Source organism: Caulobacter sp. NIBR1757, from assembly GCF_027912495.1.
Lineage (GTDB): Bacteria > Pseudomonadota > Alphaproteobacteria > Caulobacterales > Caulobacteraceae > Caulobacter.
The window spans coordinates 2,677,503-2,700,518 of the sequence record NZ_CP115463.1; the positions used below are offsets into that span (position 1 = coordinate 2,677,503).

At 66.5% G+C, this 23,016-nt stretch carries 25 protein-coding genes; 13 read left to right on the plus strand and 12 right to left on the minus strand.

The features are described 5' to 3' along the window. Positions 1–2: 2 nt before the first annotated feature. From fliR to O5I81_RS13190, 3 genes are all read right to left on the minus strand, one after another. A complete protein-coding gene (fliR, locus tag O5I81_RS13180; protein WP_271065338.1) occupies positions 3–770 on the minus strand; it encodes a flagellar biosynthetic protein FliR in 768 nt (255 codons plus the stop codon). Positions 771–779: 9 nt separating this feature from the next. Next, a complete protein-coding gene (gene fliQ / locus O5I81_RS13185) occupies positions 780–1,043 on the minus strand; it encodes a flagellar biosynthesis protein FliQ (protein ID WP_271065339.1) in 264 nt (87 codons plus the stop codon). A 268-nt stretch (positions 1,044–1,311) separates the two neighbouring features. Continuing rightward, positions 1,312–2,985, minus strand: coding sequence for a peptidase domain-containing ABC transporter (locus O5I81_RS13190; protein ID WP_348637261.1), 1,674 nt, complete (start codon positions 2,983–2,985; stop codon positions 1,312–1,314). On the opposite strand from O5I81_RS13190, the gene O5I81_RS13195 reads away from it, so the two are divergent. The 7 genes from O5I81_RS13195 (at position 2,867) to O5I81_RS13225 (ending at position 8,937) form a co-directional block, all read left to right on the plus strand. Next, a complete protein-coding gene (locus tag O5I81_RS13195) occupies positions 2,867–3,955 on the plus strand; it encodes a hypothetical protein (protein WP_271069098.1) in 1,089 nt (362 codons plus the stop codon). The two genes, O5I81_RS13190 and O5I81_RS13195, sit on opposite strands and share 119 nt — an antisense overlap. Further along, complete coding sequence (locus O5I81_RS13200) at positions 3,956–4,717, plus strand: hypothetical protein (RefSeq protein WP_271065340.1); 762 nt, start codon at positions 3,956–3,958, stop codon at positions 4,715–4,717. A gap of 265 nt (positions 4,718–4,982) precedes the next feature. After that, complete coding sequence (locus O5I81_RS13205) at positions 4,983–6,296, plus strand: hemolysin family protein (RefSeq protein ID WP_271065341.1); 1,314 nt, start codon at positions 4,983–4,985, stop codon at positions 6,294–6,296. 80 nt (positions 6,297–6,376) lie between these two features. Further along, the gene (locus O5I81_RS13210; RefSeq protein WP_271065342.1) at positions 6,377–7,096 is read left to right on the plus strand and encodes a kinase; all 720 of its coding nucleotides are present in this window, start codon (positions 6,377–6,379) and stop codon (positions 7,094–7,096) included. After that, the gene (locus O5I81_RS13215) at positions 7,093–7,806 is read left to right on the plus strand and encodes a hypothetical protein (RefSeq protein ID WP_271065343.1); all 714 of its coding nucleotides are present in this window, start codon (positions 7,093–7,095) and stop codon (positions 7,804–7,806) included. The genes O5I81_RS13210 and O5I81_RS13215 overlap by 4 nt, the downstream gene beginning before the upstream one ends. Positions 7,807–7,861: 55 nt before the next feature. Further along, on the plus strand, positions 7,862–8,542 hold the full coding sequence (locus tag O5I81_RS13220; protein WP_271065344.1) for an NnrU family protein: 681 nt from the start codon (positions 7,862–7,864) through the stop codon (positions 8,540–8,542). 47 nt (positions 8,543–8,589) lie between these two features. Beyond that, positions 8,590–8,937, plus strand: a complete 348-nt coding sequence (locus O5I81_RS13225) for a hypothetical protein (protein WP_271065345.1) — start codon at positions 8,590–8,592, stop codon at positions 8,935–8,937. Here O5I81_RS13225 and O5I81_RS13230 read toward each other — a convergent pair. The 3 genes from O5I81_RS13230 to O5I81_RS13240 form a co-directional block, all read right to left on the minus strand. Beyond that, positions 8,934–9,569 carry a LysE family translocator gene (locus O5I81_RS13230; RefSeq protein ID WP_271065346.1) on the minus strand — a complete coding sequence of 212 codons (636 nt, stop codon included), beginning with the start codon at positions 9,567–9,569 and terminating at the stop codon, positions 8,934–8,936. The two genes, O5I81_RS13225 and O5I81_RS13230, sit on opposite strands and share 4 nt — an antisense overlap. Positions 9,570–9,573: 4 nt before the next feature. After that, the gene (locus O5I81_RS13235; protein WP_271065347.1) at positions 9,574–10,050 is read right to left on the minus strand and encodes a glutathione peroxidase; all 477 of its coding nucleotides are present in this window, start codon (positions 10,048–10,050) and stop codon (positions 9,574–9,576) included. 70 nt (positions 10,051–10,120) lie between these two features. Then, positions 10,121–11,020, minus strand: coding sequence for a Gfo/Idh/MocA family oxidoreductase (locus tag O5I81_RS13240; RefSeq protein ID WP_271065348.1), 900 nt, complete (start codon positions 11,018–11,020; stop codon positions 10,121–10,123). Between the two features lie 94 nt (positions 11,021–11,114). Here O5I81_RS13240 and O5I81_RS13245 point away from each other — a divergent pair, with 94 nt between their 5' ends. Then, on the plus strand, positions 11,115–12,119 hold the full coding sequence (locus tag O5I81_RS13245) for an NADP-dependent oxidoreductase (protein ID WP_271065349.1): 1,005 nt from the start codon (positions 11,115–11,117) through the stop codon (positions 12,117–12,119). 38 nt (positions 12,120–12,157) lie between these two features. Here the strand turns inward: O5I81_RS13245 and O5I81_RS13250 are convergent, their stop codons facing one another. After that, positions 12,158–12,538 (minus strand): hypothetical protein, encoded by a 381-nt coding sequence (locus tag O5I81_RS13250; RefSeq protein ID WP_271065350.1) that lies wholly within the window; start codon positions 12,536–12,538, stop codon positions 12,158–12,160. A gap of 73 nt (positions 12,539–12,611) precedes the next feature. Continuing rightward, the gene (locus tag O5I81_RS13255; protein WP_271065351.1) at positions 12,612–12,938 is read right to left on the minus strand and encodes a copper-binding protein; all 327 of its coding nucleotides are present in this window, start codon (positions 12,936–12,938) and stop codon (positions 12,612–12,614) included. 136 nt (positions 12,939–13,074) lie between these two features. On the opposite strand from O5I81_RS13255, the gene O5I81_RS13260 reads away from it, so the two are divergent. From O5I81_RS13260 to O5I81_RS13280, 5 genes are all read left to right on the plus strand, one after another. Next, entirely contained in the window at positions 13,075–13,980 is a 906-nt protein-coding gene (locus O5I81_RS13260; RefSeq protein WP_271065352.1) for a cobalamin biosynthesis protein CbiG, read from the plus strand. Positions 13,981–14,067: 87 nt separating this feature from the next. After that, on the plus strand, positions 14,068–14,634 hold the full coding sequence (locus tag O5I81_RS13265; RefSeq protein ID WP_271065353.1) for a hypothetical protein: 567 nt from the start codon (positions 14,068–14,070) through the stop codon (positions 14,632–14,634). A gap of 258 nt (positions 14,635–14,892) precedes the next feature. Next, entirely contained in the window at positions 14,893–15,906 is a 1,014-nt protein-coding gene (locus tag O5I81_RS13270) for a hypothetical protein (RefSeq protein ID WP_271065354.1), read from the plus strand. A 92-nt stretch (positions 15,907–15,998) separates the two neighbouring features. Continuing rightward, positions 15,999–17,255 carry a DUF418 domain-containing protein gene (locus O5I81_RS13275; RefSeq protein ID WP_271065355.1) on the plus strand — a complete coding sequence of 419 codons (1,257 nt, stop codon included), beginning with the start codon at positions 15,999–16,001 and terminating at the stop codon, positions 17,253–17,255. 34 nt (positions 17,256–17,289) lie between these two features. Beyond that, entirely contained in the window at positions 17,290–18,909 is a 1,620-nt protein-coding gene (locus O5I81_RS13280; protein WP_271065356.1) for a serine hydrolase domain-containing protein, read from the plus strand. On the opposite strand, the gene O5I81_RS13285 is transcribed toward O5I81_RS13280, so the two are convergent. From O5I81_RS13285 to rpiA, 4 genes are all read right to left on the minus strand, one after another. Then, entirely contained in the window at positions 18,906–19,319 is a 414-nt protein-coding gene (locus O5I81_RS13285; protein WP_271065357.1) for a GFA family protein, read from the minus strand. The two genes, O5I81_RS13280 and O5I81_RS13285, sit on opposite strands and share 4 nt — an antisense overlap. 65 nt (positions 19,320–19,384) lie before the next feature. Continuing rightward, positions 19,385–20,761 carry a 3-deoxy-7-phosphoheptulonate synthase class II gene (locus O5I81_RS13290; protein ID WP_271065358.1) on the minus strand — a complete coding sequence of 459 codons (1,377 nt, stop codon included), beginning with the start codon at positions 20,759–20,761 and terminating at the stop codon, positions 19,385–19,387. Positions 20,762–20,876: 115 nt separating this feature from the next. Next, positions 20,877–22,262 carry a glutathione-disulfide reductase gene (gor, locus tag O5I81_RS13295; RefSeq protein WP_271065359.1) on the minus strand — a complete coding sequence of 462 codons (1,386 nt, stop codon included), beginning with the start codon at positions 22,260–22,262 and terminating at the stop codon, positions 20,877–20,879. A gap of 43 nt (positions 22,263–22,305) precedes the next feature. Next, a complete protein-coding gene (gene rpiA / locus O5I81_RS13300) occupies positions 22,306–22,986 on the minus strand; it encodes a ribose-5-phosphate isomerase RpiA (RefSeq protein WP_271069030.1) in 681 nt (226 codons plus the stop codon). Positions 22,987–23,016 lie beyond the last annotated feature (30 nt).

Sequence of the window (23,016 nt, forward strand, 5' to 3'; positions counted from 1 at the left end):
GATCAGCCCCCCGTCCCGGCGAAGACGCCGATCAGCTCGCGGTAGCGGCCGACCCAGACCATACCGACCAGGCCCAGGCTGAGGGCGAAGATCGACAGGCCGAAGATCACCGCCAGCGGCGAGGTGACGAAATAGATCTGGAACTGCGGCATGATCCGCCCGACCAGCCCGGCCGCCAGGTTGAAGATCAACGAAAACACGATCACCGGCGCCGACAGCTGGATGCCCAGCGCGAAACTGCCCGCGATGGTCCGCACCGCCAGCGTGCCCGCGTCGGTCACCGGAATGCCGGCCTTGCCGAGCGGGAAGAGGTCATAGCTGTTGACCATCGCCCCGATGAAGAGGTGGTGCAGGTCGGTGGTCATGATCAGCACCACCCCGATCAGGCTCAGGAAGGTGGCCAGCGTCGCGTTCGGCTGGCCCAGCATCGGGTTGGCGGTCTGGGCAAAGCCGAGCGTGGTCTGGATCGACACCACCTCCCCCGCCGTGGACAGGGCCGACAGGAACAGGCGCATGATCATGCCGATGGTCAGGCCGATGAGGATCTCGCGGATCACCTGCAGGCCGACATCGCCCATGGTCGCCGGCACGAAGACGTTGCGCGCCGCCAGCGGGGCCAGGACCATGCACATCAGCAGCGCGAAGCTGAGCCGGATGCGCGGCGGCACGCTCTGCTCGCCGATCCCCGGAATCAGCATGACCATGGCCCCGACCCGGGCGAAGATCAGCCCGGCGGAATAGACCTGGGCGGCGGTGGCGTAGGCTTCCACCGGCTGGCCTTACATGCCGGCGATGCGGGCGGCGATATTCTGGAAGAAGCCGCTCATCAGCGCGCCCATCAGCGGCAGGAACAGCAGAAGCGAGATGAAGATGGCGACGATCTTGGGGGCATAGACCAGGGTCGCCTCCTGGATCTGCGTCAACGCCTGCATCAGGCCGATCCCCACCCCGACGACCAGCCCGACGATCAGGACCGGCGCGGACAGCTGGATGGTCAGCCAGATGGCGTCGCGACCGACGTCAAGCACCTCAGCGCCGTTCATGGGAAAGCCTCACAGTGGAATCGAAAATGAGGCTCACTTGTCGGCGGTTATGGTTAACGGGTGTTTACGAAGGGGACGGCGCTCATAACCTAAGCCAGGGCCCGTTTCACCAAAGGACTATCGTTTTGGCTGGGTGAAAGACGGGGTGCCACGTCAGACGCCAGGGAAAACAGCCCGCGCGAACGGGCCATCTGCGAGCATCGGCACGGTGTTGGTCAGTTTGCAATCAGCTCCCTGTCACCTTATTCGGACAGCGAACGATTGCCGATCAGAGAGTGAAAATCCGGTCTGACCGTGCGACGAGCGCCGGCCGATGCGCGACAATGACCCGAGTGATAGGAAGGCCAGCAAGTAGCTCGGCGATCATCGTCTCAGTGTCGGGATCCAGATTCGCTGTGCCCTCATCGAGGAAGAGCACGCTCGGGCGTCGATATAGCGCGCGAGCCAGAAGCACGCGCTGACGCTGTCCACCAGACAAGGTGGACCCCATGTCGCCGACCAGCGAAAGATACTGCATGGGCATCCGCTCGATTTCCGGATGGATCTGGGCTGCTTCTGCTGCGGCTCGCACGGCCACCATATCAAGATCGGGATCAAAGAAGGCAATATTGTCAGCGATGGTGCCCGACAGCAGACGATCATCTTGGGCGACCACCCCGACATGAGTTCTCCACACGCGCCATAGCTCAGGCGTCGCCGGCCTGCCGTCCAGTAGGATTTGCCCTTCAGTGGGGGATCGCAAACCAAGCATCAGCTTCATTAACGTGGTCTTGCCCCGGCCGGACGGACCGGTGATCGAGAGGAATTCGCCAGCCGCCACTTCGAGGTCGAGGTCCTTCAATACCCAAGGGTCGGAAGGCCCGTAGCGGAATGAAACGCCTTGGAACACGATGTGCCCGCCCACCTCAATGTCCGGGAGCGCCACAGCCGGCGTGTCGGGTTCGGTCGCTATGACATCTGCAAGGCGGTCAAGATGGAGTCCCAGTAGGCGGAACTGGATCGATTGATTGATCAGCGACAGAGCACGATCGGTAAATGTCTGGCGAAAGGCCAAGAAGGCTAGCAGCATCCCGATAGACATGCCGGAACCGGCCAGCACCGTCTGCGCGCCCAGATAGATCACCAGGACCGAGGATAGCCCCATTATGGTGGTCTGGATGAAAATTGCGCTGATTTGCAGGCGCGCCAACGAGACAGTCGCATTCACAAACGATGCATATAGATTCCGCCAGTAGCTTTCTCGTTCCCCTTCACGCCCCATTACCTTTATGGTGGTGGCGGCGCGGACACTCTCCATGAGGTGGCTGCGCTCTGTCGCCGAAGCGATCAATTGTTCCTGACTTCGAGCCTGGGTTGCCGGAAAGAAAGCCATCGCGGTGATCAGGCTAAGCGCAACAGAACCTATGACCACGGCAGCCAGGATTGGCGAGTAGAGCACCAGAATGATGGCTGCTATCAGCGCCATCACGCCGTCGATCAGGGCCGAAATTATCCCCTTGGTCAGGGCATCCTGAATGGCTGAGGTCGATCCCATCCGTGACAAGATGTCCCCGACGTGGCGCTTCTCAAAGAAATCGGAAGGCAGACGTATAAGGTGCCGGAATAGATTCCCGACCATCTGATATGTCAGCGTATTACCCAGGATCTGTAGAGCCCAGTTTCGTAGCGCTTCCAGCGCTGCCTGAATGACAAGTAGTGCACCGAAACCGAGCGCCAGAACGCTCAAGAGTGATTGGTCAGAGTGCCCAATCGCCTCATCGACAACGAGCTGGATCTGAAATGGGGCGGCGAATGCCGCGATTTGCAGGACTGCTGAGAGCGCGGTGACCTGCGCCAGGCTACTCCACAGGCCCGTTGATTTCGACCACAAGCTGGTGATGGCGATAGGGGTAACCTTCTCCGACTTTCCAAGCCTGCTGAATATCTCGACAGCAATCCGCAATGGGTCCGTCGAATTTTCTTTGAAGGCGCCTGAAGCCGCTGAAGTTATTCGATCTGCAAAGGTTGTTTGGAACCGTCGATTTGTGCAGTTTGAGCGGCCCGACGAAGCGCATGCCGATGATCTGCGGGCGATCTACACACTCGGAGCCCAGTTTCTTAGGCATTCACGGGAGGCGCTCTTCCCGGGCGCCTTTTGGGTCAACGCGCCAGCCGGCCAACAGTTCGCGAATAACAAAGTAAACCAATTGAGGGTGGCCGCTCTATGCGGCATGCGGACGCCTGACACGCTTATTTCAAACAACCCAAGCGATATTCGCGCCTTCATCGGATCGGCCAACCGCTCAACAATTGCCAAACCGATGGCCCCACTAAAATGGCACGGGGATGGCTACGTCGCGGCTCCGTTCACGGCACGCATTTCGCTGGATATGTGCCAACGCGACTCATCACTGTTCCTGGCCCCGATGATCTACCAACATGAAATTCTGAAGGCCTACGAACTTCGGGTTGTTGTCATGGGCAAGAGCATTTTTGCCTACAAGATTGACTCCCAAGCGATCCCGGAAGCAAGTTTGGATTGGCGGGCTGCCCAGCAACGCGAAGATTTAGTGCATCTGCCCTACGAGCTCGATGATCGAACGCGAGAGAGCATCTTCGCGTTCATGCAGCAATCTGGAATTGTCTTTGGTTCCATGGACTTCATAATCGATAGGGATGGCGTCCCGTTCTTCCTGGAAATGAACGAACAGGGGCAGTTTCTTTTTCTTGAAGAACGCTGCGATGACGCACCGTTACTTGATGCGTTTGTGAAATTTTTGGAGAGCGGTGACGAGAGCTTTGTATACCGCCCTGAGGCGTCAAGAATATCGTTCCGGCAATTCCTGGATAGCCCATCCTGGGTCGATGGTTCGGCGGCGCACCTATCGAGTCACCGAACCTACGAGTTGGGCATTTCTCAGGCGGAGAAGTAGATGCAAAAGCTGCTCGTCACGCTTTCGATTTTCCTCTTGGGTGGCTGTGTTCACCTCGATGTATCGCAACTATCCAAGGCCGACGCCCGCCGTCTCGATTGTCCAGCGACCAGGCAGTTGGTCGGGGATTTGGCGGCGACTCCGAACGGCCTGATCGTCGGCGAAATGCATGGTACAAACGAGTCCCGGCTGGCAGTGCTAGAGCTCATCTGCGCAGCGTTGGAAGATGGGCATACGGTTTCGCTCGCGCTTGAGATGCCCGGCGCCGCTGTTCGCCGCGACACAAAGCGAGCGTTGAGTGACGATTTCTGGAAGCCGGCACGTGCGGACGGCCGCTCTTCGAAAGCGATGCTTACGTTGATCGAGGATCTGGCGCCGTTGAGGCGGTCTGGCGCCGTGAAGGTGTACGGCTTCTCGGACCCCACTGCCGGGGTGACCCAATGGGAAGCGAGAAGCGCTCAAAACATCCTGGCCGGCGCGCGGCCGGGGGATGTTCTCATTGTGCTAACCGGAAACGTTCATGCCCGCCGCAGTGGTACAGCGGTGACCATCGGCAGCATACTGGCAGACGCAACCACCGTGTCTGTCTTAAGCCGGGAGCCCGGGGTCGTATGGGCATGTATGCCAGCCTGCGGCGAGCACCCGATTGGTGCAACGGCCGCCCTTTCGGTTGGTTCTCATAAGGCCCCGAAGGCATTTGGTTACGACTACGCGATAGTCGTCCAGCGCTACTCGCCATCCGCCCCCGCGCTTGAACAATAGACTCCTCATCGACCGGAAGCGGATGCATGTGCGGCAGACCCGGAATTACGATGACAACGCCTAGCTGAAAACGCAACCGCGAGAGCCTCAGCCCGAAGCGACCCTGAAGGCCAACTTGACTCCAGCGGGTGCTCCGGGGCTCGGGACGTGAATCGCCAAGTTGTGAGATTTCTCCCTCACAACAACACCTCCTCGCCTTCCCCCCAATCACCCCTTATGCTCCCCGCCGTGGGGCATGCCGCGCCCCGTCGCCTGACCCGAGATCATGTTACTCATCGCCTGCGCCGTGGTTCTGCTCCTCGTGGTGCTCAACGGCGTCTTCGCCATGTCCGAACTGGCGGTCGTCTCCTCCCGTAAAGCCAAGCTGCAGTCCCGCGCCGAAAAGGGCGACGAGGGGGCCGCCGAGGCGCTGCGGCTGGCCGAGGACCCGACCCGCTTCCTCTCGGCCGTGCAGGTCGGCATCACCCTGATCGGCATCCTGGCCGGCGCCTACGGCCAGGCGACCATCGCCGGCGAGCTGGCCAAGACCTTCGCCATGTACCCGGCTATCGCCGAGTACAGCCACGTCATCGCCACCGGCATCGTCGTTGTGGTGCTGACCTACTTCTCCCTGGTGCTCGGCGAGCTGGCCCCCAAGCGCTTCGCCATGATCTATCCGGAGACCATCGCCGGCGTCGTCTCGCGGCCCCTGTCGCTGATGGCCCGGGCCATGCACCCCTTCGTCAGCCTGCTGACCTTCTCCACCGCCGGCCTTCTGCGCCTGCTCGGCGTCAAGGACGACAGCGGCGAAGCCATCACCCAGGAGGAGGTCGAGACCGTCCTCGCCGAAGGCGCCAACGCCGGGCTGATCGAGCCCGAGGAACAGACGATCATCGCCGAGGTCATGCGGCTGGGCGACCGCCCGATCCGCGTCGCCATGACCCCCCGCAAGGACGTCTTCTGGATCAGCCTGGCCGACACCGAGGAGACCCAGAAGAAGGAGATCCGGGTCTGCCCCTACAGCCGCATCGTCGTCGCCGAGGGCATGGACATCGACGAGCCGGCCGGCATCGTCCACAAGAAGGCCCTGCTCGACCGCGTTCTCGACGGCGGGCCGCTGGATCTCGCCACCCTGGTCGTGACGCCGCTCTACATTCCCGAGACCACCAGCGTCCTCAAGGCCCTGGAACTGCTCAAGCAGACGCCGCACCACATGGCCCTGGTGGTCAACGAGTTCGGCGCCCTGGAGGGCGTGGTCACCGCCATCGACATCCTCGAGATGATCGCCGGCGACTTCCCCGAAAGCCACGATGACGACTCCGCCAGGTCGATCATCATGCGCGAGGACGGCAGCTGGCTGGTCGACGGCCGCACCGACCTCGACGACCTCAACAAGGACCTCGGCCTCAACATCGACGACGACGGCGGCTTCCACACCGCCGCCGGCCTGGTGCTGCAACGCCTCGGCCACCTGCCCCAGGAGGGCGAGACCCTTTCCTACGGCGGCTACAAGATCGAGATCGTCGACATGGACGAACGCCGCATCGACAAGCTCCTGTTCAAGAAGCTGCCGGCCAAGCTCAAGCCGAAAGCCGAATGATCCGGCCATACCCGGAATTGGAAAAGGCCCTCACGGGCCTGGCATTTTCCCCGGGTAAAAATGGCCCGCCGCTCATCGGAGTGTCCGGTTGCCAGGGTTCCGGCAAGACCACCCTGGTCAAGGCGGTCGCGCAAGCCATCGGGGCGGCGCATCTGTCCCTCGACGATCTGTACTGTACGGCCCACCAGCGCGCCCACCTTGCCGAGGCGCTTCACCCCCTGTTCGCCACCCGTGGCCCACCCGGAACCCACGACCTCCCCACCCTGTCCCGCCTGCTGGACCAGCTGGCCAGCGCCGGGGCCGGCGACAGCACTCCCCTGCCCGCCTTCGACAAGCTGGCCGACGACCGCCTGCCGCCGGAGGCCTGGCCGGTGTTCAAGGGCCGCCCGACCGCCATCCTGGTCGAGGGCTGGTGCCTCGGCGCGACGCCGCAAGCCCCTGAAAAACTTGCCGAATCTGTCAATGCCCTGGAGCGTGACGAAGACCCGGACGGCGTCTGGCGCGGCGCGATAAATCGCTTCCTGGCCGGCCCCTATGCTACAATGTTCAGCCGCTTCGATAACTTCCTGCACATGCGCGCCCCGGCCTTCGAGGCCGTCCAGGGCTGGCGCGAGGAGCAGCAGGCAGGCCTTCTCGGCCGACAACTTTTTCCGGAGGAGAAGGTGGGGCTTTTCCGCTTCATCCAGCACTACGAACGCCTGACCCGCCACATGCTGGCCGGCGGCCTTCTGCCGGGCCTCGTCGTGCAGCTGGACGCCAATCGCCGCCCCCAAGGAATCCCGCTAGCCTCCCCGCAATGAACGAGCTCGCCCGCCTCATCCTGACCCTGGCCCTGGCCGGCACGCTGGTCACCTTCCTGGGCAGCCTGATCCTCTGGGCCACCAATGAGGAGCGCCGCATCGGCGCCGCCCTCAAGCGCGTGCTCGGCGGTCCCTCCGAGGCGACCATCATCGCCAAAGGCCGCGCCAGGGGCGCCGGCCTGTCGGTGACCACCGGCCTCTTCGCCACCGCCTGGGACAAGGGCGACTGGTGCATGGTCTATCGCCTGGAAGAGGTCACCGGGGCCGAGCTGCTGATCGACGGCGAGGTCGCCGCCCGCGTCTTCCGGGGCGAGAACCGCAAGGCCCTCGACCGCGTCCCGAGCACCGCCCGCGAGGTCACCCTGCGGCTGGTCTTCGACGATCCCCGCTACCCGGACTTCGACCTGCAGCTCTGGGCCACGGGCGACGAGGACCGCCGCGACGCCCCCACCGCCGCCTCCTGCGCCCAGGCCGCCAACCAGTGGCTGGCCCGTGTCGAGGCCATCGTCCGTCGCCCCCGCTCCGCCCCGGCCGTCTCCGCCTCGCCGCCGCCGCCGGCCCCGAAGGTCGCCAGACCCGCGCCGCCCCCGCCCGAGGACGAGGCCCCGCCCTGGGACGACGATGAGGAGGACGACGTCCCCGACCTCTTCGACGGCGACTACAGCGACGACGACCCGGATGACGCCCCTCACCCGCCGCGAAAGACATAATTGACAGCGTAAATAATAGCGCGCACCTTGGTCCCGCTCACGGGAGAGCCCAACCATGTCCATGCTGATCGCCGCCGCCCTCGTCTTCGTCCTGATCCATCTGCTGATCTCCGGCACGCGGGTGCGCGGGGCCCTGGTCGGCATCGTCGGCGAGCCGGTCTACATGGGCCTGTTCTCCGTCGCCTCGCTGGGGGTCATCGTCTGGCTGGCCATGGCCTACGGCGCCGCCAGCGGCACCGGCCCCTTCCTGTGGGACGCCCCGCCCGCCGGCCGCTGGATCCAGGCCGGGGTCCAGCTCCTGGCCCTGCTGTTCGTGGTGCCGGGCCTGCTGACCCCCAACCCGACCAGCGTCAAGCAGGAGGGCGCGGTCGACAAGCCGGTGACCGGCATGCTGCGCATCACCCGCCACCCCTTCCTCTGGGGCGTGGTGATCTGGGCGGTCGGCCATCTGCTGGTCAACGGCGACGGCCCGGGGCTGGTGCTGTTCGGCTCGATGGCCCTGCTCGGCGTGTTCGGAACCTACAGCATCGACGCCAAGCGCCTGGCCGCCCTGGGCGCCCCCTACCAGGCCTTCATGGCCAGGACCGCCAACATCCCCTTCGCCGCCATCGTCCAGCGCCGCCAGCCCTTGCGCATCCTCGAAATCGGCTGGTGGCGGCTGCTCCTGGCGGTGGTGATCTGGGCCGCCCTGCTCTGGGGCCACGGCATGATCTTCGGGGTCAGCGCCCTGCCTTGATCACGCGCGGCGTTGGCGCCAATCTTGGCGCGTATCGGGGATTTGCCATGCGTCTTGCCTTCATCACCGCCGCCGCCCTGCTGGTTGCCGGCCCTGCCCTGGCCCAGACACCGGCGGCCATGCCGGGCAAGCCCCTCTTCCCCAACCCGGCCGACGCCAACAAGGACGGCGTCGTCACCGACGACGAACGCCTCGACTACCAGGCCGCCCAGCACGACAAGCGCCCGGTCCGGGAGATCGGCGTCGCCGCCCCCAAGTCCAGCGGCGATGGCGTCACCTTCAAGCTGACCGAGCCCGAGAACGAACTCGACAAGCGGGCCGTCAAGGCCAGCAGCTTCGAGGAAGCCCAGAACGCCCAGGCCAGCAAGGCCGAGGCCAAGAAGAAGAACGACTAACGCCGCGTCTGCCAGGCCAGCCAGACCGCGACCAGGGCGATGCCGATGGCCATCGCCTTGCGCACCTTCGCCATCCCCGTCGTGCGCGCCAGCACCGCCCCGGCGCTGGCCGCGCCGAGCACGATGGCGCTGTGCACCAGGCCGCTGATGATCAGATGCCCGAGCCCGAACAGGCCGGCCTGGACGGCGGGCGGCGCATAGCCCTCGCGCAGGAACCCCGGCAGCAGGGTGACGTAGAACAGCGCCGCCTTGGGATTGAGGATATTGGCCAGGTAGCCGCGCCAGACCAGGCGGGGCCAGCGATCCGGGACCGTCACCGCCGCCTCCGGCCCCGCGTCCTCGCCGCGCCAGCTCTCCCAGGCCAACCAAAGAAGGTAGAGCACCCCGGCCCAGCGCAGGATTTCCCAGGCCGGCGGCCAGGCCAGCAGCAGCTCCGACAGACCCAGCACCGACGCCGCCAGATAGGTCGCCAGCCCCAGCTGAATGCCCAGCACGGCGGCCCATCCGGCCAGCCGGCCGCGCTCGGCCGACAGCGCCGCCAGATAGGCCATGTTCGGCCCCGGCGTCAGTTCGACCAGCACCATGGCGGCGAGGAAGGCCGGAACGACCGCCGGATCCAGCGGCCAGGTCATGCGGTCACAGCGCCTCTTCGACGGCGGCCTTGATCTCGGGATCGAGCGGGTCAGTCCTCGGCCCGAAGACGTTGACCAGCTTGCCGTCCTTGCCGACCAGCAGCTTGTGGAAGTTCCACACCGGCTCGGCCGGCTCGCCGACCTGCTCCACCGCCCATTTGTAGAAGGGATGCGCCCCGTCGCCCTTCACATCGACCTTGCCGGTCATCGGGAAGTCGACCCCGAAATTGGTGCGGCAGAACTCGCTGATCTCGGCCTCGGTGCCGGGCTCCTGGCCCATGAACTGGTTGCAGGGCACGCCCAGCACCACCAGCCCCTGGTCGCGGTATTCGGCGTACAGCTTCTCCAGCCCGTCGTACTGCGGGGTCAGCCCGCATTTGCTGGCCACATTGACCACCAGCACCGGGTGATCCCTGAAGGTCGTCATCGGCAGCGGCTGGCCGTCGATGGCGGTGAACTCGAAGTCCCAGGCGTTGGTCATGGCGGCGTCTCCGGCTGTGATCGGGCGAGCATGGACAGCTTTCGCCGCCCGGCTCAACTGTGACGTGGCGTCAGAACCCCGCCGCCTGCTCCACCGCCAGCGCCAGGTCCAGCGCCCGCGCCGCCTCCTCGCCGGTCACCACCGGTCGCGGCGACTTGCCGAGCACGGCGTTGACGAAACCCTGCACGCTGGTCCCCAGCGGGTCCCGCCCGGCCGGGGTGTCGGTAAAGGCCTCGTTGAGGGCGAACGGCGTCGAGTTCCTGAATTCCCGCGTGACGAAGTCGATCTCCAGGACGCCGGACGGATAGACGATCCGCATCGTCCGCTCCCGCGCCTGGGCGATCCGCGAGGCGGTGAACACCGCCGTGAAGCCGTCCTCGAAGCTGGCCTCGGCGGTGATCTCATCGGGCGTACCCTCGGCCTCGACGGTGAACGGCTCGGCGTCGGTCAGGGCCAGGGCCAGGTCGATGTCGTGGATCATCAGGTCCAGCACCACCGACACGTCCTGGCTGCGGGGCGAAGGCGTGCCCTTGCGCACGGCCTCCAGCCGCAGGGGTTTCTCGGGGATGTCGAGCAAGCCCATGGCCTGGCTGACCACCCGCTCCTGATGGCCGCAGGCCAATACCAGCCCGGCCTTCGCCGCTGCCTGGATCAACCGGTCGGCGTCCTCCAGCGTCGTCGCCAGAGGCTTCTCGACATAGACCGGCTTGCCCGCCGCCAAGCACTGCAGCGCCAGCCTGGCATGCGTCGTGGCCGGGGTGGCGACGGTGATGATGTCGGCGACCTTCAGCAGGTCGTCGAGGTCGCCATAGGCTTCGGCCCCATACTGGTTGGCCATATCGAAGCAGCGCTCGGGATGCAGGTCGTAGATGCCGACTAGCTCGATCCCGTCCATCTCGGCGTACTTGCGCGCGTGATAGCCGCCAAACACGCCTGAACCGACCACGCCGGCTTTGAGAAGTTTCGTCATGCCGGGGGTTTAGCGCAGTTCGCAGGTTTCGCGAACGCCCTGAAGCGCCTAAACGTCTGTTTGAAATCCAACCAGAAGCGAGCCAGGAAACGCCATGACCACATCCCGCGAAGTCCGCCTCAAGAGCCGCCCCGAAGGCCTGCCCACCGCCGACAACTTCGAGGTCGCCTCGGTCGAACTGCCGGCCCCCGGCCCCGGCCAGATCCAGGTCCGCAACCACTTCATGTCGGTCGATCCCTACATGCGCGGCCGCATGTATGACCGCCCCTCCTACGTGCCGCCCTTCCAGATCGGCGAGGCCCTGCAGGGCGGCGCGGTCGGCGAAGTCATCGCCAGCAATGACCCGTCCTTCGCGGTCGGCGACGCGGTGCAGTCGATGTGGGGCTGGCGCGAGGCCTATAACGCCGACGCCAAGACCGTGCAGAAGCTCGACACCTCCAGCGGCCTGCCCCTGCAAGCGTTTCTCGGCGTCGCCGGGATGCCCGGCATGACCGCCTACGCCGGCCTGCTGCGGGTCGGCGGTCTGAAGGAGGGCGATGTGGTCTTCGTCTCGGCCGCGGCCGGCGCCGTCGGCTCGGTTGTCTGCCAGATCGCCAAGATCAAGGGCCACACCGTCATCGGATCGGCCGGCGGACCGGAAAAGGCCGCCTTCCTGAAGTCGATCGGCGTCGACCACGTCATCGACTACAAGGCTGTGCCCGACCTGAAAGCCGCCCTGCGCGAGGCGGCCCCCAAGGGCATCGACGTCTATTTCGAGAATGTCGGCGGCGAGCACCTGGAAGCGGCCATCGACTCGGCCCGCCCCTTCGCCCGCTTCGCCCTCTGCGGCATGATCAGCCAGTACAACGAGACCGGTGAGCCCAAGGGCCCCTCCAACATCATCCAGGCCGTCGGCAAGAGCCTGAAGCTGGAAGGCTTCATCGTCTCGAACCACTACGACATGCTGCCGGACTTCCTGCGCGACATGTCGGCCTGGATCGGCTCGGGTCAGCTGAAGTGGAAGGATACCGTCGACGAGGGCATCGACGCGGCCCCCGGCGCCTTCATCAAGCTCTTCAAGGGCGAGAACATGGGCAAGATGCTGGTCAAGCTGGTCTGACCGGCGGTCGGCCCGGGTTCGCGCCCGGGCCGGCGGTCCTATTCCATTTCGAGGATGCAGGTGGCCACATCGCCGGCGATGGCGGCGAGCGCTTCGTTGGTGCTCTTCTCCATGGCCTTGCTGTAGCCGTCCGCCGTCGAGCTCATGCTGGTCAGGGCGCTCGTCTGGAAGGCTTCCGGGGCATCCTTCAGGAAGGTCAGCCAGGTGATCGCCAGTTCGGACATCGAGCGGTCCTCGCCGGGCTTGGCGTCGCTTTCCGACAGCTTGGCGAACAGGGTTGTCGCGGCCGCGCATTTACCGGCCATGGCGGCTGACGTGCTGGCCTTGACCTTCAGGGTCGTTTCAGCCGCCGAGGCAGCGCCGGCCACGGCGATTGCAAGCACGGCGCCGAGGGCGATACGGGAAAGGGCGGTGGTCATGTCAGACGTCCTGTTGATGTCAGGATGTCCTAGCAGGCGGCAGTTCCGCCGCGCGCCCTCAGAAAAGGTGGGGTCAGTCGCGGGGCTTGAGCTCCGTGAGCGCCCACTTGTCGCCCTGCTTGCGGAAGCTCAGCGCCACCCGCGCGCCCGGCGTTTCGGGCGCGGACGCCATGACGTCGGCATAGGCCCGGAAGGTGGTCCGACCGGCAGCCAGCCCCGCCTGCGGCACGGCCTCATGGTCGATGGTGGCGCTCTCCAGCGTCACCGCGGAGATCGAGCCCGTGGCGGTGAACACCGGGCCGCTCAACGGCGGCAGGGTTTCGACCTTGTTGATCTTGTCCGGCCCCGGTCCGCAGGCGGCGGCGAGCAGGCAGAGCGACACGATGGCGGCGAGCCTCATCTTGGAACCGATCCTTCCTTGTACGGAGCGGGCCGTAGCACGCCCGTATGACAGTTCAACCAATTGCCTTCCCGCCGAAGCCGCCATGGCCTACAAGCCCCGCCTGAATTGGGCTCAATCTACTGGAGAGTGAACCGTGGCGCGGCTGTTCGACGCCTTTGTAATGGTCGACTGGAGCGCGTCTTCCACGCCGAAGACGGGCCGCGATTCCATCTGGATCGGGGTCAACAAGCGTGACGCCCGCTTCCGCCCCACCTTCGAGGCCCACAACCCCGCCACTCGCGCCGCCGCCATGGCGACCCTGCGCGAGGTGATCGGTGATCTGCGCCGTCGCGGCGAACGGGTGCTCGTCGGCTTCGACTTCCCGCTCGGCTATCCGCGTGGAACAGCAGCAAAGCTGGGCCTGAAGGACGCCGACTGGTCCGGCATGTGGAAGTTCCTGGCCGACAACGTCGTCGACAAGCCCACCAACGTGAACAACCGCTTCGCCGTGGCCAACAAGGCCAACCGGCTGATGACCGATTCCGCCAAGCCCTTCTGGGGCTGCCCGGCCAAGGACGCCCAGACCTGGCTGCAGGCGACCAAGCCCGAGCACACGGCCGACCTGCCGCCGGTGCTGCGCGCCGCCGAGCTGGCGACCCAGGGCAAGGGCAAGGCCGGGGCCAAGAGCGTCTGGCAGATCTTCGGTAACGGCACGGTCGGCAGCCAGGCCATCGTCGGCATTCCGGCCGTGCGGGCCCTCAAGCTGGAACTGGGTGACAAGGCGAAAGCCTGGCCGTTCGAGACCGGCTGGAAGACCTTGAAGGACGCCGATGTCGCCGACATCGAGGTGCTGTTCGCCGAGATCTATCCGGCCCTCGGCGACGTGCGCCCGGAAGCCGGCGAGATCCTCGACCGGGCCCAGGTCCGCGCCCTGTGCGAACATTTCCTGCGCCTCGACGAGGCCGGCAAGCTGGGCGAAGCCTTCGCCCCGCCCAAGGGCGCCGACGAGGCCGAGATCGCCATCATCGAGACCGAAGAAGGCTGGATTCTCGGGGCCTGACGGCGCCGGCTTGCCAAGCCGGCTCCGCTCCCCGACAGTCCGGCCGGGGACCCGCCAGCCGTCGGCGGCCGTGCGTTGGGGGATGGCGTGAAGATCACATCGATGACGGCCGCCGGCGCGGCCGTGAGCCTGTTGCTGGCCGCCGGCCCGGCCGCCAGCCAGGCCCAGATCGGCATCATGATCGCCCAGATGCAGTCGGAGCGGGCGAACGCCAACTGCGAGGCCAACCGCCGTCCCGGTGAAAGCCAGCGCATCAATATCACCAATGCGATCAACGGCCTGATGCGCAAGCTTCATGCCCCGGCCATGCCGCCCACGGACCTCGCCAAACTGTTCAGCAAGGCCAAGGGCTCCAAGGTCGCCAACGTCACCCAGCTGATCAGCCACACCGACCTGCGCACCGAGCTCACCGCCGGGCCGCCCGGCCAGTGGAAATCCTTCGTCGTCGGCGGCGACCACCGGGCCGCCCGCGGCGTCTGGCGCATCGCCCTGCCCGGCGTCGAAGGCGGACCGGAAACCGTCCGCGAATTCGGCTTCGACTTCGTCCTCGAGGGCGGAGCCTGGAAGGTGATGCACGCCCAGGAGTATCCGGGACCACTCTACGCCCCGGAACCGGACCCCTTCTGCCACGCGGCGACCGCGTCCAGCTACTGACCCTGTGGCGCGGGCGCAACGCTCGTTAACCCTCGCGCCACACCCCTCTTGCCAGACCGGCGTTCGTCGTGAGACACGCCGCCCCCTCGATTTGGAGATCAACCGCCGCATGAAAACGCGCGCCTCACATTGCAGCTGGAGCCTCGGCGACCAGCAACGCGCGCGTCCTGGCGGCAACTCCATGGCGACCGCGCTTCCACGACCTTAATCGGCGGCGCCCTCCCGGCTGTCGCCTCGCGACGCCTGGAGATGAAGACCATGTACGTTTGGACGGGCCCCTGGGCCCAGGTCCAGGACCCCACGCCGCTCCTGCGGCAGCTGGCGGGCGATTTCGCCCACCGGATCGCCCGTGTCTGGCCCGCGCCGCACGGGACCTTCCTGATCGCCGACGCCGCCCGACGGCATCTGGTCTGCCTGGTGCTGGCCGGCGCGGACGGCATTCCGCCCGAACTGGAGATGCTGCTGGACGGTCCGTTGAAGCGGGCCATCCGCCGCGGCCTTCCCGGCGCGCCGGAAGGCCTGGAACGGGCGCTCGGCCGGACGGGTGAAATCGCCTGGCCGGCCGGCGCCTATTCGGTGCTGCTGACCGCCCTGGCCGATCCGATGCAGGCCAAGGTGCTGCGCCACGCAGAGGTCATCACCCCGGTTCTGGTCGAGGGCCTGGCCGAGGTTCCCGTGGCCCTGCTGCGGGCCTCGAACGGCCAGCTGCGGCCCAACGCCGTGCAGGCGGCGCTGCTGACCGAGGCCTACGACCTGATCGCCCGGCGGGACGGCGCGAAGGCGGCCAACGCCGCCGCCAACCGCTGGGGCCGCTCGAAGACCCTGCAAGGGATGTTCGAGCGGGTCGGTCAGGACATCATCGCCGAACTGCCGGCCCCGCCCTTCCCGGGGACGGCGACCCTGCGGCCCCTGGCCAGCAAGGCGGCGATGCGGGACGCCGCCCGCCGCTACCGCAACTGCCTGGCCAGCAACCGCCTGGTCTGGGCGGCGGCGGGCGACCACGCCTTCTACGAATGGCTGGGCGGGCCGGGGGTGATCGTCGAGCTGAACCGCGACCCGCTTTTCGGCTGGCGGCTCAACGAGGCGCGGATCCACCAGAACGGGACCGTGCCCGTCGCCGACCGGCCGGCGCTGATCGAGGCGCTCAAGGCCATGGGCGTGCACGTCGGCCGCTGTCACTGGAGCTTCGCCGGCGACCTCGACCGCGCCTGGCATTCGGACTTCCAGGCCGACGCGCCCGACCCGGAGCTGAACGAGTTGTTCGGCTACTAGAGGGTCCCCCCAGGGCGACTGGGGGGACCCGATGGGTTGACCTTTGCATGCAACAGCCCACCCTCGCCCGCAAACCCTGGGGAGGGCAAAGAATGACCAACAACGAACGGCACATATCCATCGACGCGGTGCGCGGCTTCGCGCTGCTCGGCATCCTGCTGATGAACATCGTCGGCATGGGCCTGCCGACCTTCGCCTACATCAACCCGACCTACTACGGTGGCCATGAGGGCCCCAACCTTTGGGCCTGGGCGATCAACTATGTCGTCGCCGACGGCAAGATGCGCGGCCTGTTCACCATGCTGTTCGGGGCCAGCATGATCCTTATCGCCGACCGCGCCGAGGGACAGACACCCGGGCCGGCCAGCATCCACTACCGCCGCGTCGCCTGGCTGTTCGTCTTCGGCATGCTGCACGCCTACCTGCTGTTCTTCGGCGACATCCTGGTCTGCTACGCCCTGGCCGGGGCGGTGGTCTTCCTGTTCCGCAAGTGGTCGCCGAAGCTGTTGATCGCGCTCGGCGCCCTTGTGCTGGCCGCCCTGGTGGTGAAGGGCCTGATCGAGGCCGACCATCTGGAGAAGCTGCGCGCCGCCGCCCTCGCCCCCGACGCCAGCGAGGCGACCCGCAAGGCCTGGGTCCAGGACAGCTTCATCCTCAATCCGCCCGCCAGCCTGGGCGAGAACGAGATCAAGGGCTACCGCGGCGACTTCATCGACGCCGTGAAGGCCCGCGCCTTCGCGGCCATGATCCTGCAGACCGTGGTGATGTTCGGCGAAACCCTCTGGGAAGCCATCGCCCAGATGATGATCGGCATCGGCCTCTACCGCCTGGGCTTCTTCACCCTGGGCTGGAAGACCCGCGGCTACGCGACCCTGATGGCCATCGGCTGGGGCATCGGCCTGCCGGTCATGGCCTGGCTCGCCTGGCGGGCCGCCCAGTCCGGCTTCGAGCCGCTCGTCATGTCGAAGACCTCCTACTGGGGCTCCATTCCCCGCCCCTTCATCGCCCTGGCCCACGCCAGCGCCATCCTGCTGCTGGTGCGCGCCGGCGCCGTGCGCTGGCTGATGGACCGCCTGGCCGCCGCCGGACGCATGGCGCTCAGCAACTACCTGGGCACCTCGATCGTCACCGCCTTCGTCTTCTGCGGCTTTGGCCTCGGCCTCTACGGCCAGCTCGAGCGCTATCAGCTCTACGCCGTCGTCGCTGGCGTCTGGCTGCTGATCCTGCTGTGGAGCAAGCCCTGGATGTCGGCCTTCCACTATGGGCCATTCGAGTGGCTCTGGCGCTCGCTTGTGCGCTGGAAGCCGCAGCCTTTCATGAAGATGGCCGGGCCGAAGCGCGCGGACTAGCCGAAAGTCCCCGTCTCGGGTTACCAAGCCCCAGATGGGGATTTTCAAGTTTGCAGTCATCGCCTCGGCCGTGCTGGCCGCGCCGACCCTGGCCCTTGGCCAGGCGCCGGCGCCCGACCGCGCGGCTCAGGTCGACCGCCTGTTCGGCGCCTATGCCGGGATGGAGTCCCCCGGTTGCGCCGTCTCGGCCTCTCAGGACGGCAAGGTGCTTGTTGAGGGCGCCTATGGCTCTGCCGACCTCGAGCACGACGTGCCGATCAGCGTCGCCACGCCTTTCGAGGCCGGCTCGGTCTCCAAGCAGTTCACCGCCGCCGCCATCCTGCTGCTGGTCCAGGACGGCAAGGTCAGGCTGACCGACGATGTCCGCAAATACCTGCCCGAACTGCCCGACTACGGCCGGCCGATTACCATCGATCAGCTGCTCAGCCACACCAGCGGCCTGCGCGACTGGGGCGACCTGGCCTTCTGGCAGGGTTGGCCGCGCACCACCCGGGCCTTCACCCAGGACGACGTCGTAGACCTGATCCGCCGCCAGCGCGGCCTCAACTACCTGCCGGGCGCCGAGTACGCCTACACCAACAGCGGCTACAACCTGCTGACCGAGGTGGTGCGCAAGGCTTCCGGCCAGTCGCTGGCCGACTTCACCGCCGCGCGCATCTTCAAGCCGCTGGGCATGGGCAAGACCAGCTGGCGCAACGATTTCCGGCGCATCGTCAAGGGCCGCGCCATCGCCTACGCTCGCGGCACCGATGGCTGGCAACAGCAGATGCCCTTCGAGGAGGGCTATGGCAACGGCGGCCTGATCACCACCGTCGCCGACCTGCAGACCTGGAACGCCGCCCTCGCCGCCCAGAAGCTGGGCGATTTCCTGACCGTCGAGATGCGCCGCCGCGCCGTCCTCAACAACGGCGTGCGGATCACCTATGCCCGGGGCGTCGTCGTCCAGACCTGGGCCGGGCAGGACGAGATCAGCCATGCCGGGGCGACCGGCGCCTACAGGGCCTGGCTGGGCTACTATCCTCGCCAGCGGCTCAGCGTCGCGGTGCTGTGCAACGCCTCAGACGCCAACCCCACCGTGCTCGGCCGCGGCGTTGCCCTGACGGTCCTGCCCCCTGCCCCGCCCGAGCCGCCCGGCGAGCTGCTGGTCAACCCGGCCAGCCACGCCGGCCTCTATGTCAACGAACGAACGGGGCGCACCCTGCTGCTGGTCGCCGACGCCAACGTCCCCCAGGGCATCCGCGTGGCCGGCGGTGGTCCGCTCTGGCCGCTGAACGCCGGCAGCGCGAGATTCGGGGCCGACGAACTGATCTTCGGCAAGGATGTGCTGACCCAGAAGACCTTCGAGGGCGACCGCTACCTCTACCGGCGCGCAGCCCTGTGGCTGCCCACCCAGGCCCAGCTGTCAGGCTTCGTCGGCCGTTACCGCAGTGACGAGATCGGCGTCACCTACCGCGTCTCGCGGGGCGTGAGCGGCCTGATCCTCAAGCTCGAGGACCGCCCGACCGTCGTCGTCCCGATGAACCCGGTCTACCGCGACGCCTTCGACCTCCGCGGCAACCTCGCCCGCTTCCGCCGCGACGAAAAGGGCAAGGTCATCACCCTGAGCCTCGGCAGCGGCCGCGTGCGCGACTTGCGGCTGAGGAAGATTGGCTAGGACTGGCCAGGAAGACCGGCGAGACGCGGAACCTTCTCCAGATCTTCATCCCAATTCGCCCGGCTTGCCGTGCAGATGTGCGCGGTCGGGCGAAGCGTCACCTCGCTGTCCAGGCTCCCGGCGGGCACGGCCAGCAAGGCGCCGTCCAGTTGGACGCGCGGGACCGCCGATCCGCAATGCATGCAGAAGCTCTTCTCATGCCGCGTTCCCTCAACCCGGTAGGTCTTGACGCTGTCCGCCCCGGACAGCCAGTCCAGGGTCGCCGTCGTTGAGAACAGGTTCGCCGCGTGGGCCGACCCGGTGTCTTTCCGGCAGCGCCCACAGTGGCAGAGAAAGAAACTCTCGAACGCCCCTGAAACGCGGAATTCGACGACCCCGCACAGGCAGGAGCCGGTTGTCGCTTGAGTCATGTGGATGCTCTCTGCCGGCGTACGGGCGCCAGGCGGTTCAGGCCTTCAGATTGACAGATTTCAGGCTAGCTGGCCGCCCGCAGGTCCTCGCTCCGCAACGCCCGCAGCTTCTCGGCCACCAGGAACGACAGCTCGAGCGCCTGTTCGCCGTTGAGGCGCGGGTCGCAGTGGGTGTGGTAGCGGTCGGCGAGGTCGCCTTCCAACACCGCCCGGGCGCCGCCCGTGCACTCGGTGACGTTCTGGCCGGTCATCTCCAGGTGGACGCCGCCCGGGTGGACGCCTTCCGCCCCGGCGATCTCCACGAAGGCGCGGACTTCGGCCAGGATGCGGTCGAAGGGCCGGGTCTTGTAACCGTTGTTGGCCTTCAGGGTGTTGCCGTGCATCGGGTCGGTGGACCACACCACGCTGCGGCCCGACTTCTTCGTCGCCTCCATCAGGCGCGGCAGGCGATCGGCAATCTTCTCGGCCCCGAAGCGGCCGATCAGGGTCAGGCGGCCGGGCTCGTTGGCCGGGTTCAGCACGTCGATGAGGCGCAGCAGGTCGTCGCCTTCCAGGGTCGGGCCGACCTTGACGCCGATGGGGTTCTTCACCCCCTTCATGAAGTGGACATGGGCCCCGTCCAGCTGGCGGGTGCGCTCGCCGATCCACAGCATGTGGGCGCTGGTGTCGTACCAGTCGCCGCTGGTGCTATCGACGCGGGTCATCGCTTCCTCGTAGCCGAGCAGCAGGGCTTCGTGGCTGGTGAAGAACTCGACGCGGTGCATTTCCGGATGGGTGTCCGGGGTGACGCCGATGGCGGCCATGAAGGTCAGGCTCTCGCTGATCTTCTCGGCCAGTTCCTTGTAGCGGGCGCCTTGGGGGCTGTCGGCGACGAAGCCCAGCGTCCAGCGGTGAATGTTGTAGAGGTCGGCGTAGCCGCCGCCGGCGAAGGCCCGCAGCAGGTTCAGGGTCGAGGACGACTGGCCGTACGCTTTCAGCAGCCGCTCGGGATCCGGCGCGCGGCCCGTGGCCTCGAACTCCATCGCGTTGATGTTGTCGCCCCGGTAGGACGGCAGGGTGACGCCGTCGATGGTTTCGATCGGTTCGGAACGCGGCTTGGCGAACTGGCCGGCGATGCGGCCGACCTTCACCACCGGCTTGCCGCCCGCGAAGGTCAGCACCACCGCCATCTGCAGGATCAGGCGGAAGGTGTCGCGGATGTTGTCGGCGCTGAATTCCTTGAAGCTCTCGGCGCAGTCGCCGCCCTGCAGCAGGAAGGCCTTGCCGTCAGCAACGTTGCCCAGCAGCGATTTCAGACGACGGGCCTCGCCGGCAAACACGAGCGGCGGCATCCGGCGAAGTTCGTCCTCGACCCGCGTCACGGCGCCCGCGTCCGGATAGTCGGACGGGATGTGCTTGGCGGGTTTGGCTCTCCAGGATTGCGGGGTCCAACGCTCGGTCATCAGTCTGCTCAATGTCTAAAGGGATCGCGGCTCATACAGGAAGAGCACGATACAGGCAAAATAATGCGCGTGGGTGGCGACAAATCCACGCGCAGCGGAAAAATCATCCCCGGGCTTAGGCGCCGGCCCCCATGTTCGGCGGGATGTACTTGTCCTTCATGGTCACCAGTTCCTCGGCGGCGGTCGGGTGAACCGCGCAGGTCGAGTCCCACTGCTGCTTGGTGACGCCCATCTTCACCGCGATCGCCGCCAGCTGGATCATCTCGCCACTTTCGGGGCCGACGATGTGGACGCCGACCACCTTCTGGTCCTGCGGGTTGACCAGCACCTTCATCAGCATCTGCTCTTCGCCGTGATAGAAGGTGGTCTTCATCGCCCGGAACACGGCGCGATAGACGTCCACCTCGCCAAACGCCTGACGCGCCTCGAACTCGGTCATGCCGACGGTGCCGATCGGCGGCTGGCTGAACACGGCGGTGGCGACCATCTCGTGGTCGAAGGTCGTCGGGTTGTCGCGGAACTGGGTCTCGGCAAAGGCGGCGCCCTCGCGGATGGCCACCGGCGTCAGGTTGATCCGGTCGGTCACGTCGCCGACGGCGAAGATGTTGTCGACGCTGGTCTTCGACCACTCATCGACGATGATCGCGCCGCTCTCTTTCGTCTTCACGCCCGCCGCCTCAAGGCCCAGGCCCTTCACATGCGGCTCACGCCCCGTCGCGAACATCACCTGCTCGGTGGTCAGCTTCAGGTCGTTGGTCAGGCAGCTGAGCAGGCCGTCTGCCGTCTTCTCGATGCTGGTGTGCTGGGTGCCCAGCACGACGCGGATGCCGCGCCGTTCCATCTCGCGAGTCAGGTGGATGCGCACGTCGTCGTCGAAGCCGCGCAGGATGTTGGGCCCGCGATACAGCAACGTCGTCTCGACCCCGAGACCGGCGAAGATGCCGGCGAATTCCACGGCGATATAGCCGCCGCCGACCACCATGATCGATTTCGGCAGCGTCTCCAGATGGAAGGCCTCGTCGGAGGTGATGGCGTGCTCGATGCCCGGCACGTCATTTGGCACCGTAGGCCGACCGCCCGTGGCGATCAGGATCTTGTCGGCGGTCACCGTCATGTCCTTGCCGACGAGCTCGACGGTGTGGGCGTCCTTCAACACGGCGCGAGCGTGAACCAGCTCGGCTCCGGCCTTGCCGAGATTGGCCACATAGATGCCCGATAGCCGGGCGATCTCGACATCCTTGGCCTCGATGAACCGCTTCCAGTCGAAGGTCGCCTCGGGGATGGTCCAGCCGAAGCCCTGCGCCACCTTGATCTGGTTCGACACCTCGCTGGCGTAGACCATGAACTTCTTGGGCACACAGCCGCGGATCACGCAGGTGCCGCCGACCCGCGACTCCTCGGCCACCGCCACCTTGGCGCCGCTCATTGCCGACAGCCTGGCGGCCCGCACACCGCCGCTGCCGGCGCCGATGACGAAAAGGTCGTAGTCGTACTTGGCCATGGCGGCGTCAGTCTCCGGAAGAACAGTCGGTATATCTAGGTATTCAGGGGTGCAGGCGCACCACGCCCTCGTCGGTTCCGATCAGCGCCTCGTCGGCGAGGTCGAGGAACAGGCCGTGATCGACCACGCCGGTCACCGATTTAAGCGCCTCGCCCAGCGCGGCGGGCTGCTCGATCCGGCCCGACGCCATGTCATAGATCAGGTTGCCGCCATCGGTGATCACCAGGCCCCGCTCCGACTTGCGCAGGCGCGGCGGCGGCAGGTCGAACTCGGCGGCGATGTCGGCCAGCCGCTGGCCGGTATGCACATGGCCGAACCGCACCACCTCGATCGGCAGCGGGAACCTGCCCAGCGCCTTCACGCGCTTGGCGGCGTCGGCGATGACCACGCAGCGGCTCGACGCTTCCCAGACCAGCTTCTCGCGCAGCAGGGCCGCCCCGCCGCCCTTGATCAGCGACAGCCCGGGCCCGATCTCGTCGGCCCCGTCGACCGTCAGATCGACCCGCTTCACATCGTCCAGCCCGACGATGGCGATGCCCAGTTCCCGCGCCAGGTCGGCGGTGGCGTCCGAGGTCGGCACGCCTTTGATGTCCAGCCCGCGCGCCGCCAGCGCCTTGACGAACCAGGCGGCGGTCGAGCCCGTGCCCAGGCCGACGATCATGCCGGCTTCGACGAGCTCGGCGGCCGCCTCGCCGGCGGCCTGCTTCTGGGTGTCGGCGGTCATGGCCTGGGCCAAGTTGGCTGCTCCTTGCTG

Bases quoted from the DNA above. Each gene is read 5' to 3' on its own strand.
- O5I81_RS13225 (WP_271065345.1), top strand. From the start codon at position 8,590: ATGCGTCTTGCCTTCATCACCGCCGCCGCCCTGCTGGTTGCCGGCCCT.
- O5I81_RS13220 (WP_271065344.1), top strand. From the start codon at position 7,862: ATGTCCATGCTGATCGCCGCCGCCCTCGTCTTCGTCCTGATCCATCTG.
- O5I81_RS13250 (WP_271065350.1), bottom strand. From the start codon at position 12,538: ATGACCACCGCCCTTTCCCGTATCGCCCTCGGCGCCGTGCTTGCAATC.
- O5I81_RS13200 (WP_271065340.1), top strand. From the start codon at position 3,956: ATGCAAAAGCTGCTCGTCACGCTTTCGATTTTCCTCTTGGGTGGCTGT.
- fliQ (WP_271065339.1), bottom strand. From the start codon at position 1,043: ATGAACGGCGCTGAGGTGCTTGACGTCGGTCGCGACGCCATCTGGCTG.
- gor (WP_271065359.1), bottom strand. From the start codon at position 22,262: ATGGCCAAGTACGACTACGACCTTTTCGTCATCGGCGCCGGCAGCGGC.
- rpiA (WP_271069030.1), bottom strand. From the start codon at position 22,986: ATGACCGCCGACACCCAGAAGCAGGCCGCCGGCGAGGCGGCCGCCGAG.
- O5I81_RS13290 (WP_271065358.1), bottom strand. From the start codon at position 20,761: ATGACCGAGCGTTGGACCCCGCAATCCTGGAGAGCCAAACCCGCCAAG.
- O5I81_RS13285 (WP_271065357.1), bottom strand. From the start codon at position 19,319: ATGACTCAAGCGACAACCGGCTCCTGCCTGTGCGGGGTCGTCGAATTC.
- O5I81_RS13245 (WP_271065349.1), top strand. From the start codon at position 11,115: ATGACCACATCCCGCGAAGTCCGCCTCAAGAGCCGCCCCGAAGGCCTG.
- O5I81_RS13215 (WP_271065343.1), top strand. From the start codon at position 7,093: ATGAACGAGCTCGCCCGCCTCATCCTGACCCTGGCCCTGGCCGGCACG.
- O5I81_RS13235 (WP_271065347.1), bottom strand. From the start codon at position 10,050: ATGACCAACGCCTGGGACTTCGAGTTCACCGCCATCGACGGCCAGCCG.
- O5I81_RS13205 (WP_271065341.1), top strand. From the start codon at position 4,983: ATGTTACTCATCGCCTGCGCCGTGGTTCTGCTCCTCGTGGTGCTCAAC.
- O5I81_RS13280 (WP_271065356.1), top strand. From the start codon at position 17,290: ATGGGGATTTTCAAGTTTGCAGTCATCGCCTCGGCCGTGCTGGCCGCG.
- O5I81_RS13255 (WP_271065351.1), bottom strand. From the start codon at position 12,938: ATGAGGCTCGCCGCCATCGTGTCGCTCTGCCTGCTCGCCGCCGCCTGC.
- O5I81_RS13230 (WP_271065346.1), bottom strand. From the start codon at position 9,569: ATGACCTGGCCGCTGGATCCGGCGGTCGTTCCGGCCTTCCTCGCCGCC.
- O5I81_RS13240 (WP_271065348.1), bottom strand. From the start codon at position 11,020: ATGACGAAACTTCTCAAAGCCGGCGTGGTCGGTTCAGGCGTGTTTGGC.
- O5I81_RS13275 (WP_271065355.1), top strand. From the start codon at position 15,999: ATGACCAACAACGAACGGCACATATCCATCGACGCGGTGCGCGGCTTC.
- O5I81_RS13270 (WP_271065354.1), top strand. From the start codon at position 14,893: ATGTACGTTTGGACGGGCCCCTGGGCCCAGGTCCAGGACCCCACGCCG.